The 15,219-nt window shown below is 36.3% G+C and carries 13 protein-coding genes; 1 reads left to right on the top strand and 12 read right to left on the bottom strand.

The window, feature by feature from the left end; translation table 11 throughout:
- Positions 1-86: 86 nt before the first annotated feature.
- Complete coding sequence (locus ACIQX2_RS02635) at positions 87-1,682, bottom strand: M20/M25/M40 family metallo-hydrolase (RefSeq protein ID WP_402846673.1); 1,596 nt, start codon at positions 1,680-1,682, stop codon at positions 87-89.
- A gap of 236 nt (positions 1,683-1,918) precedes the next feature.
- Complete coding sequence (locus tag ACIQX2_RS02640) at positions 1,919-2,356, bottom strand: HEAT repeat domain-containing protein (protein WP_093059453.1); 438 nt, start codon at positions 2,354-2,356, stop codon at positions 1,919-1,921.
- Positions 2,357-2,556: 200 nt separating this feature from the next.
- On the opposite strand from ACIQX2_RS02640, the gene ACIQX2_RS02645 reads away from it, so the two are divergent.
- The gene (locus tag ACIQX2_RS02645; RefSeq protein WP_402846675.1) at positions 2,557-2,757 is read left to right on the top strand and encodes a hypothetical protein; all 201 of its coding nucleotides are present in this window, start codon (positions 2,557-2,559) and stop codon (positions 2,755-2,757) included.
- Between the two features lie 126 nt (positions 2,758-2,883).
- Here the strand turns inward: ACIQX2_RS02645 and ACIQX2_RS02650 are convergent, their stop codons facing one another.
- The 10 genes from ACIQX2_RS02650 to essC form a co-directional block, all read right to left on the bottom strand.
- Positions 2,884-3,678: a hypothetical protein gene (locus tag ACIQX2_RS02650; RefSeq protein WP_402846676.1), complete on the bottom strand. Its 795-nt coding sequence runs from the start codon at positions 3,676-3,678 to the stop codon at positions 2,884-2,886.
- Between the two features lie 66 nt (positions 3,679-3,744).
- Positions 3,745-4,080: a hypothetical protein gene (locus tag ACIQX2_RS02655; protein ID WP_402846678.1), complete on the bottom strand. Its 336-nt coding sequence runs from the start codon at positions 4,078-4,080 to the stop codon at positions 3,745-3,747.
- 141 nt (positions 4,081-4,221) lie between these two features.
- Positions 4,222-4,464, bottom strand: coding sequence for a hypothetical protein (locus ACIQX2_RS02660; RefSeq protein ID WP_402846680.1), 243 nt, complete (start codon positions 4,462-4,464; stop codon positions 4,222-4,224).
- Between the two features lie 23 nt (positions 4,465-4,487).
- Positions 4,488-5,186, bottom strand: a complete 699-nt coding sequence (locus tag ACIQX2_RS02665) for a hypothetical protein (protein WP_402846682.1) — start codon at positions 5,184-5,186, stop codon at positions 4,488-4,490.
- 31 nt (positions 5,187-5,217) lie between these two features.
- On the bottom strand, positions 5,218-6,669 hold the full coding sequence (locus ACIQX2_RS02670) for a ribonuclease YeeF family protein (RefSeq protein ID WP_402846684.1): 1,452 nt from the start codon (positions 6,667-6,669) through the stop codon (positions 5,218-5,220).
- Positions 6,666-6,968: a YwqI/YxiC family protein gene (locus ACIQX2_RS02675; RefSeq protein ID WP_402846686.1), complete on the bottom strand. Its 303-nt coding sequence runs from the start codon at positions 6,966-6,968 to the stop codon at positions 6,666-6,668. Before ACIQX2_RS02675 ends, ACIQX2_RS02670 begins: the two co-directional genes overlap by 4 nt.
- 20 nt (positions 6,969-6,988) lie before the next feature.
- On the bottom strand, positions 6,989-7,348 hold the full coding sequence (locus tag ACIQX2_RS02680; RefSeq protein WP_402846687.1) for a YwqH-like family protein: 360 nt from the start codon (positions 7,346-7,348) through the stop codon (positions 6,989-6,991).
- Between the two features lie 19 nt (positions 7,349-7,367).
- On the bottom strand, positions 7,368-7,874 hold the full coding sequence (gene essA / locus ACIQX2_RS02685; protein WP_402846689.1) for a type VII secretion protein EssA: 507 nt from the start codon (positions 7,872-7,874) through the stop codon (positions 7,368-7,370).
- Complete coding sequence (gene esaA / locus ACIQX2_RS02690; protein WP_402846691.1) at positions 7,864-10,713, bottom strand: type VII secretion protein EsaA; 2,850 nt, start codon at positions 10,711-10,713, stop codon at positions 7,864-7,866. The genes essA and esaA overlap by 11 nt, the downstream gene beginning before the upstream one ends.
- Positions 10,710-15,188, bottom strand: coding sequence for a type VII secretion protein EssC (gene essC / locus ACIQX2_RS02695; protein WP_402846693.1), 4,479 nt, complete (start codon positions 15,186-15,188; stop codon positions 10,710-10,712). The genes esaA and essC overlap by 4 nt, the downstream gene beginning before the upstream one ends.
- Positions 15,189-15,219: the final 31 nt, after the last annotated feature.

Here is a 15,219-nt window from a genome sequence, read left to right on the forward strand (position 1 = left end):
TCTTGATCCCAATGTTCATGGGACGCTATTATATTCTTTATCTTTCAAAAAAAGACTTTCTAATTTAGAAAGTCTCGATGGAATAATTAATACAAATTTTTAATCAAAGTTTCGAGCATTACAGGCATTTCTACAAAAGCACTGTCTACATGAAGTCTTTCCGTTTTTTGGTGAGCATCCTTACCGAATGGTCCAACGTTCAATACAGGTCCTTTGAGTTTTGCCATATCGTCAAATGGAATACTATAAGTGTCTCCCCATACCGGAGTATTATTTTCAAAAGCAGTCCAACCCTTACCTTCATCCTCATAATTTACATAACTTAAATCGCAAATTCCATTGAAATAATGGATTTGATCAATTTTATTATTGAATGATAAAGCTGATTTCTGTAACAACTCCACTGCACTTATAATTAGTGGATCACTAGAAGTATTTACTGCTGGATAGTAAGGTGGTGCAAATAAAATTACTGTTGCTGGTGCTAACTCTTGGCATTGGATCATTAGATCATCTACAATACGGAGCGATTTTTCGCGGTCATCCCACTCTTCATTTTCCAGCGTTTGTTTTTTCAATTGTTCTACTTGCTCTGCCCCTAATTTTTTCGTTGCATATGTTAATAGTTCTTCATATCGAATAACCCTTACTTCACCTACTCCGGTTACGTGCTCGCGCGCACAGATCATCGCATAATTTGCGTTCAATGCTTGCATCGCATCTTTAGCTACCTGCTCGAATAAATCCATCACTTGCGATGCAGTACGATTTAGTAAAAATACATTATATAAGGCAACCGCCCGATACGGAGTTTGCGTCGAATAAGACAATTTCAAATCCTTTTGTTGCAATGAAACAGGTAACGGCGTGCTTTCCCCGAGGTCCGTCTCCCGAAATGATTCATTCCATTCCATACGCTGCGTCAAAAAGGATGCAATATAGTTAGCAGTCATCCCCTTCATCGGCTCTCCCACATGGGTTTCCTTTCCATAAAACAAAGCAGCAGGCATGATCTTCCCAATTGTTCCTGTGTAAATATACTCGGCGATGTCAGTCGGATTTTGAGAAAATGAAGGCTCACTATTAAGAAATAATTTGTACGTCAATCCGAACTCCTCACGTATACGCACTAAATGGGTAACTGCAGCACGCATCCCAGCAGAATTGACTTCTTCATCTGGAACAGATGTCAAAATAAGATTAATCGGCCATTGCTCTACGCTCGCTTTTTCGATCAGCTGCATATGAAGAGCAAGCCCCATCTTCATATCCATCGTACCTCGTCCAAATAAATATTTTCCTGTTTCTAAGTCAGCACGAGCACCTTCTGGTAATTCATCAGGATTCTCCATTAACTTTTTTGTTAACTCCTCTGGAAAATAAGCTAGCGGCTCCAAAACACCGTACTCCTCGGTTTGAACCGTATCAAAATGACTGATCAGCACAATTGTTTCTGTAGCTTCCGGGTGTTTATACAACGCTGTTACTACTTGTCTACCAAGACCAGCATCATGCATTTGCAATAGACTCGGTCGCTCTTGAAAATACTGTAGCTCTCTAAGCTTCTGCACTAATTTAGGAGCAAATGCTTGCTCTCCCTCTGTTAAAGTAATGCTATCCCAGCTAACCAATTCACATAACAAAGCCCGTAGCTTATCAGGCGTGTCCCATAACTTATTCATTGTAATTTCTCTCCCATCCCCAGCTCAATCTTCCTACCTATTTAAAATATAGGTGCTCCAATACAAGCTGTCAATCTATTTTGAATTTTTATTAATTTAACTTATAATTATTTTATCTATTTTCTTAATAGTTCTCGAATTTCTCATGAAAATAAGTTCACTTCATAAGTATATATAATAATTTAAATAAAAAAAAGCAACTGCCTAAACCGACAATTGCAATTTTCTAGTATTCATTATTTTAAGTTAGACCATTCGTTTTTTAACCAAGATTCAAATTCGTCGCCTTTGTCACCTTCATATGTATCATATACATCGATACGCATTCTTTTTAACTTAGTTAAAAATTCTTCGAAAGTATGATCGGCTGGCAAGCTCTTCTTCACACGAACAAACACTTTGTTTGCCCCTTTGACTAACTCGAACTTTTTACGCTTAGGCAGTTGTGCTTCTTCCCCAAAATCTAATAAGTTTTGGAAAGCAGCCTCTTGTACTTTGTAAACAGGATCAGTTGCCAGGCGTGTTCTTAAAATGTCTTTCACTTGATTATGATTGTACTTTCCTAGTTCAACTACTGCGTCATAACGTGCTTTCCAGCTTGCAGTACGATTAGCCGCTTTCTTTAGTTCCTCGTAATTCTCAGGTAATTCGTTTTTTATTGTTTTGTTTCCCATGTAATCCAAACTCCTTTATCTTCCCTATTTCAGTATTTTCAGCATCTCTCCATTATATACTACTTAAGTAATATCACCTAATAATTTCAAAAATTAGACATCCCCATAAAGTCTCATAAACTATATACCTAATAAAACTCTTTTCTATCTATTAATCTTTATCAAGACGAATGGTATACTCCGTTAAAGGAGGGAGTATTTTGTCTAATGCTGGTGAATTGAAAAAGTATAAATTTTACCTGAAGTTTAAAGGTGGTCATAATTTGATATTAGAAACGAATACAGACATCCGTACAGCTGAAAGGAATAAAGTAAATGGTGGTCTATTTGTAGATACCGAAAACAATTATACGATTAACCTAGCACAATTAGAAAGTTTAAATGTTCAACTACTTCTTTGAAAATACATAATAAATAAAGTTATATACAGCAAGCACTCAACTCGGTTTAACGAAAAAAGTGCTTGCTGTTTAATTTTCATTTATTTGAATCAATTTCATAGAAAGATATTACATTATGAAATTGATTTATTTAATCGTTACTTTCTGCTTTTGCATCCTTACCAAAACCTCTAATATTTCGGTAACAATGTCTAGATTAGTACTTTGTTTGCCTTCTAATAATTCTTCATTATCTTTTTGAATCATTTTAAATGTCCAGTTGTTACTAGGAGATGTCAGCACATGCATCCCTTCGATAACCCATTGGGTATCCTCTTTGAAAAAAACCATTAAACGATTATTATGTATCATACTCTTTAATGAAGCATCCAATTGACTACTAACCATTTTCCAATTTCCCTCAGAATTAATATCCTCTAGGCTATGCACATCTGTCACTGCTCTTGCTTTTACCCAGGCATTATACGCACTAGTTGGAACAAAAATAGTTTCACCTGCATCGCCAGAGTGACTTTTTACCCCTACAAGCATACGAGGGTAAATGACATTATTCCATACATGATCAGGAGTTCCATGCACGTATAACGTATACTCACCTTCTTCGGTCTCTTTGCATTCTACTACATGGTCTTTACTAAAATAAAAATAACTTTTCTGATGCCCGTCTTTTAATATTTCCACAACCATATTAGTACGCGACATGATCCATAGAGCATTACCGAAGTTTTCTTCTAATTTTATTTCCTTTTCAACTAAATCAATCAGATTTAACTTATGAAGTTTTTTATAGGTTTTCTCCCATTCTTTTTCAATTTCATACTTAGTTAAATGTTCGAAGGGATTGGAAAAGCCTATTAAAGTTTTCGTATTTAACGTTTGCATCATTACATAAATATCCTTAGCTGTAAATGTTGGAATCATTATTTTCCCTTCCTCCTTATTTTCTACTGCATTCTATTTTTACAAACTTCATCTTAAACTAATTGATTATTTTTTCTTTTTCTTCCTATTGTTCTTTGTATATCTTTCACTCTTTGGTAATCCAAAGTCTGGATATACCTGTTTTACCAATTCCATATTTTTATCGATAAAATAGTAGCGATGAATATAAACAGAAAAATAGGAAGTCATAAGAGCAAGGAGTGAAATTAGTACAATCAACAGAGTACTTACCGCGTCGTCACTATAAATAAACGATAATATGAACTGACCTATTATATAACCTAAAGCTCCAATCATCGTCCATGACACACTTATACTATTTTTCTTCTGTAGTCTATCGTACGTTCCAGAATAAAGAGCTTTAATATTTAATATGTTCACTCCTACTAACAAAGCTATAAATAACAATAGCCATAATATAAAGGGCTTTGTCCCCTCTACTCCAATATTCACATAAAGTAATTTTAAAATAACTAAGAAAAATACATACGTATTAACTACTCCATAAATACCGAAAAATAACTAATAGGACTTTTCATTTTTATAAGGATCAATTAAATAAACGATTGCCCAAATGGAAATAAGCACAATAGGAATAATTGCAGCAATTAAAAAAATAGAGGAAAACGGTTCACCTATTATTGGAATTATTCCAGTGAAATATAAAAACATAGTAAAAAAAACAATAATATTTTTTTTATTTACTTCAGGTGTTTGAAACTTTAAATAAGATAATTTAATGTGATCTACTTTAGAATTATTCAAATTTATCTCCTATATATGGAAGATTATTTTTTCTTTTTCTTTTTATTTCTGCGCCTTTCTACCAATGGTAATCCAAACTCTGGAAACATTTCCTTTACTTTTTCCATATTTTTATTGATGAAAAAGTATCGATGAATATTAATTGTTAGAAAAGCTGTAAACAAAGATAAAATGGATAGACAAACAATAATTAATATACTTATTCCCGAGTCTGTATATACAACAGACAATATTATTTGTCCCAATATATACGAAGCCCCAGCTATAGATGCCCACCCTACTGGAATAGATCTTTTTTGTTGTAGCTTATAATACGTCTCACTATAGAGAGCCTTCCAGTTCATCCAGTTCAAACCACCAATTAATAAGATGAACAAGATTACATTAAACAAAAATGGACCCCAGCCATCTATTTCAAGATTTATATACATCATTTTTTGTATACTAACGAAATAAACATAAGTATTTACGACACCATATATTCCAAGAAATAAATAATAGGATTTTTCGAATTTATAAGGCTCTATTATAAGGATAATTCCCCAAATTGTTATTAAAACGGTTGGAATAATAGCAGCTAGGAAAAACTCCAGCGAGAATGGGATGGCCAAAAGGGGAAGTATCCCAATTAGATATAAAAATACAAGAAAGTTTCCAATGATACTCTGTTTGTTTTGTTTTGGTGAGTCAAATTTTAAGTAAGATGTAAAAATATTAGTCATTCTATCTTTTTCTATTGGAATTCTCTCCTATCTATTTAAACCAAGAAGACACTGAGTCAATTAGACCTTTAGTTCCTATTTTAATCGCATCTCCTATTGAATCATCTTTTCCATCATTATTGACATCAAAGAATTTTGCCTCACTTAGAAACGTAGTTACAACTACACCTGCAATTAACCCTGCTGCAGCACCAGCTACTACCCCTACTGGGCCACCAAAAGCACCTACAGTTGCACCAGCTTGTGCACCTGCCCAAGCAGAAGCTGCCATTGAGACACCAGCAACAGCAACATCTCCTGATACGTTTCCAGCTATTTGACTCGCTGATTCGTTGTTTTGAACACCATGAATAATATCCCCACCTGCTGTAGCGAATACACCGATATAGCCTAGTTTATTTGCAGAAAATCGGAAGGTAGATTTTACGTTTGTCGCCGGGTCCACTCTTCTATAAATCTTCTCGTAGTTAGTAGCATTTGCACCCGAATAGGTTTTCTTCCGTACACCAATTAGTTCTGGTCTATCTATCTTAATAACTGTCTTGGATACCCCTTGTTTAGTTACTCTTGTTTCTCTTCTAATTCCGAAGCCCTGAGTAGCCAATCTTACGTCTTTATAGGTTGCATTCCCCGCAGCTGCAAACCCTACAAAATTGGCGGCAGCATTTATAGGCTTTTTTTGCCAATCATTAATATCTAGTCCGACAGTAGTCATAATACTTTCCCATAAACTCTTCTCTGTATAAGCAGGCGAAGATACTCCAACACCATTTTCTCCAACTCGAGGATTGGTAGCTAGCATGTCAATTTGATGTTGCAAATAGAATTGACCAATCGGGGTTGCATCTTGTACAGAATTCCAATCTTCTGCAGGGAAGTTAATATCCGTTAATCCTTCATTCATTAAATACTCAATATCTGTTAACCAGGCTTCCATATTTAAAATGGCAGCTTCTATTAGAACTAGCGCATTTGTTTGCGTCATATCGAATTCATTAAGATCCGTAACCGTATTATCCCTTGAAGTTCTCGCACTAGTTACTCCTTCCCGCACACCACTATCATCTAAATGAGGTAATGCTACAATATCGGAAACAGAATCCATTAAAATATTTGACTCATCCGTAAGATTAGAAGTTACCTGAGAAATTTCCGTTAATCCTTCTTCTACTTCACCCTCCAAATACGCTTGTCGAATATAGCCATTGGCATCAGACTCTAAAGCATCCAATGCGGAATTCATCGTAGTTAAGGTTGTATTAAATGTAGCTTTAAACGTTAAAAAGAAGTGGAGAAAAGGTAAATGGCAATCATTATAGAATGATCGAATTGCATTCCCACCCTCCCCTTTTAGCGTTTCTTCCATCACTACTAAGCCTTGCACGGCAGTTTGGATGGCATTAATTTCTCCTTCTAGTCTAGTGAGCATATTAATATTACGTTGAAGACCATCATGGAACGGTAGTACGTCTAGTATTTTCATCGTGCCACCACACTTGTTCCATCAATAGTACATGCCATTGCTGTTGATATTTTTTGATCAGATTCTTCCATAAAGTCAACAGATGCAGATGTAGTTTGAATATTTTTGGTTGATAATGTTTGATATTTTACAAGTAATTGGTCCAACTTTACAGACAACTCATTAAACTTTGTAACGACATCTAGTGTATTACCCGAAATAGGCGGCTCAGCTTTTGGGTTGAGCTGATTAACTGCACCAGTCATTTCTCCAAGTTGATTTTCCACATCAGCATAGACGATTTTAACTTCTGTAGACATTTGGCTTTCCCCCTTGCAAGTTAGTTTGCTTTCGCTTGGCGTTGACGTTCTTGCTCCGCTAGAATATTAGCGATTGTTTGTTCAATAGATGCAATCTCTGCATGTAATTCACTAATCCTAGTGGAAATCGCACTAAATACATTTGAAAATTGGCTTCCCGATATATCGAAGTAGCTAGTACGAATACCCGATTCTCGAATATCATCAAATTTATCTGCATGTGTCCCCTGCCAAGTTGTTGCTGTGAGCTCTGGCTCTAAACACTTAGGTTCATTTGTACTAAATTCGGATTGTTTCCCTTGCAAGGAAGACTGGCATGAAGTTAATCTCTGCAGATCATCCTTCTTTTTTGCTAATAACGCATAATAATACCCTGGCATTTACATTCCCCTCCCCATATCATTTGGCCGGTTCCGTAGTTTCCGAAGAATTTACTAGCTTCGGCAAGAAAATTACAAACAAAGTAAGAATACCAATCCCAATTAACCCCAAAAATAGGATTGGTCTTAAATTATTACCTGACGATTCCTCTTCTATTTTAGATACTGTTTCATCTGCTTGAGTCTTTTCTTTATTAGAAAATAACTTTAACTCGGACGATTTCGCTGTTACGGTACTTTTTTCCCCGCGTTCAGCTGTTTGAAACAAATAGGAAGTGTCAGCTCTGTTAGGAAGCTTTTTCCTCCCATCAAAATATATATCAAACTGCTTTTTAGGAATTGTATTTTTCATTTCCGTTTTTTGTTTATCGTGAAGATAATCCGTATTTTTCTTGAATTCTAGTTTTTCATAAATAACGGGTTCTATTTCCTCTACCTTTTTCGGCTCGTCTGCAAAAACGACTAAACAATTTCCGACTAACGTTAATAACAATACTAGAAGAAAAAGACGCGATTTAACTTTCATACGCTTCATCTGCCACAGATGCTTTAGATTTATTATTTTTATTTACAAAGTAAGTCGTCCCTAACATTATAATTGCAATAACCGCCGTGATAACAGCTCCCCATATAAAGCTAGTTTCCGGTTCATATTTAATAGACATATAAACGGTAGACAAAATATCTGGGATATTAATATCAGGTACTGCAAGTATTAATAATGGAATGATATATAAACACATTAATGCCAAACTAGCAAGCCATCCTACTGATTGACCAAATTCTAAAGCTGCACGAATAATTGCTGCTCCTGCAAGCAATAAAAGAATTGTGAAGATTGTCCATTCTAGTGCACGGTGGTCATTTAAAATATACATATAGATACTATAGAAACTGATGATTAAACCAACAAGTATAGATAATAGAGCTGTCATTCCTAATTGAAGCCCTATCGGACCTTCGTTCATCTGATAAGAGAAATATCCGATTAATAAACTACTGATTAATAGAATGATAAATAAAATAACTGGTGGAACTTTTTCCATTTCATCAGAAACTGCTGCTTCTCCTTTTACATCAAGAGGATTTACAAAATGATTAAATGCATATCCATTTTCCTGACCATCTACGTATGTATTGGCAAGAAAGTCTTGGATATCTTCATCGAATTCGGACATAGCTGCTACATTTGTATCCCATTTCCCAGTAAATTCATTGGAGGTGTCTTTTATATTGTCTGCTTTAGCAGTTAAGTCATTCGCATAATCTACTAAGCTGCTTTGTTTTTGAGATAAAGATTGAATCATCCCGCTTAACGTTACGAGCTGATTGCTTACATTTTGTTGACCAGCCATTACTTCCCCTTCAGAAGTAGCAGCCACTGGCTCGCCCGCTGGAATCATATTAGTTGGATTTTGGATTTGCGCTAGTAAAACATTTGCTTGTTCACCAATTGAATTTAGCTCATTGACGAGCGTTGCATGTTGCTGCTCCGCAGTTTCTTTATAACCAGACATGATTGCAGCAAACGTTGTACTTAGATCGGACATTCCTAATTCTGTTTCTGGAATAGTATCTTCTACTGATGTCCAACCTTCTAACTCTATTTCATTAATATCCACTACATTTTTTAACAATGCAGTTAAAATTTCATCTTTCAACATTGCATCCTTATTCGCACTGTTTCCTCCCTCGTTTAGTGTGAAATCAAACTGTTCTAAAGTAGCATAGTAGGATAATAAAGAGCTCGTGTCAGTTTTAGCTGCCCCCTTTGCAAACAATGTTTGTAATCTAGTTCGCTGATTGTTTGAAAGACGAGGATTAGCTAATAGAGATTCTTCTTTTTGTTTTATTTCCATGCCAATACGTGCAGTATCTGCAGGATACGAATTAATGATCTGTTGGATAGATTCATACTCTCTAAAAATAGAGGTATAGTTTTCTAATAGCTTTGCATATTCTTCGGAAGCCTGTGTATAATCAGCTGTTCCTGTTTGGTTAGTATTAGCCCATGATGTTTCTCTATCAGCTAAAACGTTCGTGATTTTTCCAAGTTCTGCTTGAATTACATCAATTTCACCGATAAAAGAAGATGCAGGATCTGTTTCTGATACTCTTGCTTTTATAGAAGAAAGTCCTGATAAAATAGTATCTAATTTCACGCGTTCCTGTTCAAGTCCGGGTAAAGTGGTAGAAGCTTTTTCTGTTGCTTTTTGTGCCAATTGTTCCTTAATAGAAATAAGCTGATTTGGCTCCGTCCCTACAACAGCAGCGGCAAGCACTGCATTAGTACCTTTACTTGTCGCAATACCTTTTTCAAGATTGGATAAAATAGTATTATTATAACGGTCAATTGCAGTGCCTTGAACTACTAGTAAATCCGTAACCTGACGATCTACTTCTTTTTTACGTAGTTCTGATAATGCGTTGAATTTTTCTTTATTTGAATCAACGATATTATTCACTTTTTGAATTTCATTGTTAAGTTTGTTATTACTATCCTCCAGCATTTGTACGGACTGATTAAATTGCTCTGCTTGAGTTGCGGCAGCCGCATGGATTTTAGCTAAGCTCGCATCCTGTACCTGCTGTAGTATTTCTCTTTGTGTATTCTGAAATTCCTTATATTGCTGTACATACTTGATAAAGTTATTCATCTGTTGTCCAAACGAATCGGCATTTTTAATACGACTTGCATGACCATTATTTGCTGAACCTATTGTTGTTTGCAGCGATTCCATTTGGTCCTTTTGTCTTTGCATCTGTTCAGCCAATGTTTCTGATTCTGGCTTATAGTATGCAGACATCGCACTTAGGAATTCTGTTTCTTTTCCTAAAATTGTTGTAAATTCTTTTTTAATATGATTCATTTCCTGAGCTATATAGCTCCAGTACATCGTAGAAATTTTATCGTTTACTCGGTCTGTTGCGACTTCTATTTCATGTAATACCTGTTCTTTACGTAATCCTGATTTCTGACGCTGTACTTGATAGGCAAACTCTGCTTTTTTCGGATTTTTTTCATCATAGGACATTATATTTTCCGAGAAATTGGAGGGAATATAAACAATGGCGTCATACTGGTTGGATTTTAATCCACTTTCGGCTGCTCCACGCCCCGTTACATTCCAATCATAATCCGAGTCATCCGCTAATATGGATACTACCTCTACACCCATCTGTACTTTTTCTGCATCCTTCGTTAAGCCCATATCTTCATTTACAATCGCAATGGTCCGTTTATTTGGGTTATTCAAATCAAGAATATTGACACCCATAAGCTGGAAGAAAAGAATGGGAACAGCTAATATGAGTAAAATTCCGGCACCATATTTTAATAATCTGGCATTTTTAGTTGATTTCATTGTACGATCGTCCTCTCCAACTCACTTAAAGGGATTTTCACTTTCGTTGCATTCCCATTTAAAATATAATGTGCAAATCCTATTGGAAGCTCTGATTCTTTGCGTTCATATGCTACTGTAAACAAGGTTTGCTCTGATTTTTTCATGTACACGAGCGCTTGTCGAACAAGCTTTAATTCATTCGTGAAAGCATCATATCCTTTGGTAATTTCGGCATTATTTCCAGACATGATGACATTAAAGCCTAAGTGTGCGTAACGCTTCATCAGTTTTGCTAATCTGTCCTGCAGACCAATATCAGCTACTTGTAGGAATCTGGTATAGCCGTCGATGACAAAATAGGAAAGTGTAATTTCTACTGGATTTCCTTGTTGAATATTTTCGAGATAATTACGTTCTACCTCAGCATAATATTGCTCTGTTCGAGTAACACATTCTACCAAATTCTCTTTTGTTTCCAAGTATTCAATCGCATCATACTCAGCGAATTTTGACAATCCTCTGTCAAACGAATCAAATATAGCGATAAATCCGGTTTGCTGCCCTAGAAGTGTCTGAAGCATCCAAGTAATCGTGTTGGTTTTCCCTCTTTGGACTTGCCCGATAAGCAGACAATGACGATTTTTCTTAAAGTCGATGGAAATTGGTAGCACTGTATCCTCATCCAACCCAATAGGGACGTTTCCATCCTTTTTCCTGCCATCCAAATAGTAGGAGAACGTTGTAGATGTAAGCTCTAATGGCAGCATTGGAATAGATAAAGGCAGTGTTGCTTCCAAATATTGAGTTCGTAAATTACTCACTTTTTTCTTGATTGATTCTAATACCTCATAGTCATCGTCTCCACTAGCAGGTAAGTAAATTTGTGCAAAATAGGAATCCTCTTTTTTTACAATTGCTCTACCTGGGAATGGCTCTAAGTCGAACGGTACTCGACCAATTACTGTAAATGACTCGGTTGTATCCATTAAATAATGGACAACCTTCGTTTTTAAGTTATTCATCAAGGATTGTCGAACCGATTGAACTCTCGTCGCAGCCACGAACAAATAAATTCCGAGGGATTGACCATCTCGACCAAATTGAATTAGTTGAGCCTCTAGCTCTTCCATTTCCTCACGGACAATATCATAATTATCCACGACCATATATAGAAGAGGTAACTTCTCCGTTGATAACTTATTGTACATATGGATATTACTAACCTCTGATTGCTGGAAAGCAATTTTTCGCTTAGCAATCTCTTCTTTTAAAAGCTTTACTAGTTTTTCTCTTTTCAGCTCTTCATCAATCGTGAAATAATCCGCCGTATGCGGGAGCTGTCTTAGTGGAAGAAGTGATCCATTTCCATAATCGAGCAAATAAAAATGCGCTTCCTCAGGAGTTAGATTTTCCGCAAGTCCCAGTACTGTTGTAAGCAATGTAGTCGACTTGCCATAGCCCGAAGATCCAAATACACCGAGATTTCCATCCTTTGTCCAGTTGTAAGCAATTGGTGTCTGGCTTTGCTTTTCTGGTTCGTCTATCATTCCTAAAGGGAATCCTGCTTCACTAGTAGGCATTTCTGCGTGTTTTTCAAGGCGTAAAGCTAATGGCTCTAACCACGGACTAGCTACTTTTTTAATATGCAAATTAGCTGTAGTCTCCGCAATTTTAGCTGTCACTGCTTCCATCTCTGTCATTCCACTCGATTTCTTTTTCACATTTGTTGCAATACCTGAAAGTTGGTATAAGCCGAGATCTGTGACAATTGCCACATCATCTTCTTCCTCTAGAACCTCTTCCTTATAAGGTGCCCCGCTCCAAGCAGATTGGAATAGCTCATACACTTCATTGTTTCCAACTTGTAGATAACCACGACCAGTTACGGTGATAGAAGCGGCATCTCCATTTTTCAGAATTTCTTTACTATCCGATGTATCCTGTACCTTCAAGGCTACTCGGAATCTCGCATTACTCCAAATCTGTTCGTCTATAACTCCTCCAGGCTTTTGCGTAGCTAAAATAAGATGTACACCTAGACTTCGTCCAATACGTGCAGTACTCACAAGCTCTCGTATAAATTCCGGTTCCTCTCGTTTTAACTCTGCAAATTCATCTGAAATGAGAAATAAATGAGGAAGAGGTTCCATCGCCTTTCCTTCTTTATAAAGCGTTGTGTAATCATCAATATGCGAAACAACATATTGATCAAATAGCCTCTGTCTTCGTTTCAACTCACTATTTATGGAAGCAAGTGCTCGCATACTAAAGTTTTTACTACCTTCAATATTCGTAATTGTTCCTAATAGATGAGGAATATGCTTGAACGGCTGTGCCATTCCTCCACCTTTGTAGTCGATTAATAAGAAAGCTACTTCATGAGGATGGTAATGGACTGCAAGTGATAGAATATAAGTCTGTAAAAATTCACTTTTACCTGAACCTGTTGTACCTGCTAACAACCCATGAGGACCATGCGCTTTCTCATGCAAGTTCAATGCAACAAGCTCGTTCTTTCCTTTAAAACCGATTGGTACAGCAAGCGATTTTGCTGACTCGTTTACTGTCCAATTTCGTGCAATTGGAACATCCTCTATATCTTTAACACCGAACATCTCTAAAAAACTAACCGAGTTTGGGATAGAATTTTTTATACCTATTTGATGATTCAGTGTTCGAAGCATTCGTGTGAATCGTTCGTTGCTCGAAGCATCAAATTCATCTAAGTTAAATGAAATATCTACAGCTTTACCTGCCTCAATTAGAATATCTCCTTCGCGTTCATTGACATATCGAATAAGTGTATGAACATTCTCCGTCATTCTTTCCTGTGCAGATTCTGCAAAGATAACAGATATCCCAAGGTCTTTTGTATGCTTGCTTTCTAAGTATTCTAAGATGACATGCTCAGCAAGTAATGAGTAATCCGATACAATGAAAACTAAATGTGGCGCAAATATGCTTTTACCTTTTTGTTCATCTGTATCTCGCTCACGAATAATTTCATATAACGAAGACAATAATTGATCTCTCGTTTCCTCGTTATGTATCAACCCTCTCGCATGCATATGCGGCAGCTTAAAATGAGGTAGCCATTTCATCCATTCAACATCGGGATAATCCTCATCTTTGAAAACATATATAAATCTTGTATCATGATAACTTTGTGAAAAGGCTAATTGACCAATAATTTGCTGAAGTTCGCGCTTAATAACAGATTCTTTGCCAGTTAAGCCTAAAATACCTTCTGATAGATTGGTTGTAACTGGTGCAGAAGGAATCTCCTTGTAAACTTGTTCCATTCTTTGAGCCTGCTCTAGCAAATCATCTATTTCCCTATTAGCTAGATCACCAGAGGATAGCTTAATCTCGTAGCTAGCTTTAACATTCCCTGTTCCTAATCTAAACTCTAAAAAATCATGACTCTCTATTGATCTCTCCCAAATTCTGCTGGACAACTCATTTGTCATTTGTTTCATTTCTTCAAAAGCAGGGAAATGATAATTCAACACTTTTTTTTGTTTCTCGGAAAGCTCATAAAGCTCTTCCCTCATATTTTCTAAATACGCTTTATACACTCGGCGTCGTTTTTCCGCATTTCGCTTATGCTTCTTTTTGTCACGGAAATATTGGACAGTAGACGTTACTAGCACAGTTAAGAACATCATAATGGAAATAATAACAAAAATTCCTCTTGGGATTAAAATTGCTACAAGTCCCATAACTATAAGCATTACAAGTGGTGGCGCTATTATGAGCCATAATCCACGACCGGAATCATCCGTTTCCTGAGTCGGAAATGTCAAGGAAATTTTGTCATCCGGAAGATCGTAAATCATTCTAGGTGTACGACGATAATCAGGATACATCTGTAGCATTTCAGACTGCGGAACATCTATAACAGAAAGCTTCGTTGTATAAGGAACCGAAGCAGTCACTTCAAGCAAATCTTTTTGGAGTAGCCTCATTTCCATAAATGCCCACTGAAGCACATCCCCTACTGCAAGAATTGTGTTAGATTCTACTAGCTTGCCATTTACATATAATGGACAGCCGAAGTCTTTTTTTATAATCCAGCCATCTTTTATTTTATTGAGTGAAAAGTGCCCAGCCTCCACTGCTGAAAAACTTGTTTTCCGTCTTTGAAATGTTGCAATGTCTAATTGAGCATCAAAAGAAACCTCATTGTCAAAGTCTATATAGAAAGTTTTTGAATATGGTTGAGCCGAAGAAGTAAACAGATGAAGTTCTCTTTCCTTCTGTTCAATCGTAAGACCCTCATCATCTGTAAGTCTTCCTAAGAAATTTTCCTCATTATAAACAACAAACCCATTTTCCTCTTTTTTCAATGTTAATGGACCATCCACAAAAGGAAATGTCTGAATCGTAATATCATGTTCGATGGCAGGACCAATCGATAAAGATGTAATGTCACTTTTAGGTATTAGGATCCTCTGATAATTTTCGTCGTAAAACAACCATAGCTGTTGCAATAGGCACACCTTCTTTCGAACCACTTTAGAA

It is taken from the genome of Psychrobacillus sp. NPDC096623 (assembly GCF_044762655.1).
In the GTDB taxonomy this organism is placed as follows: Bacteria; Bacillota; Bacilli; order Bacillales_A; family Planococcaceae; genus Psychrobacillus.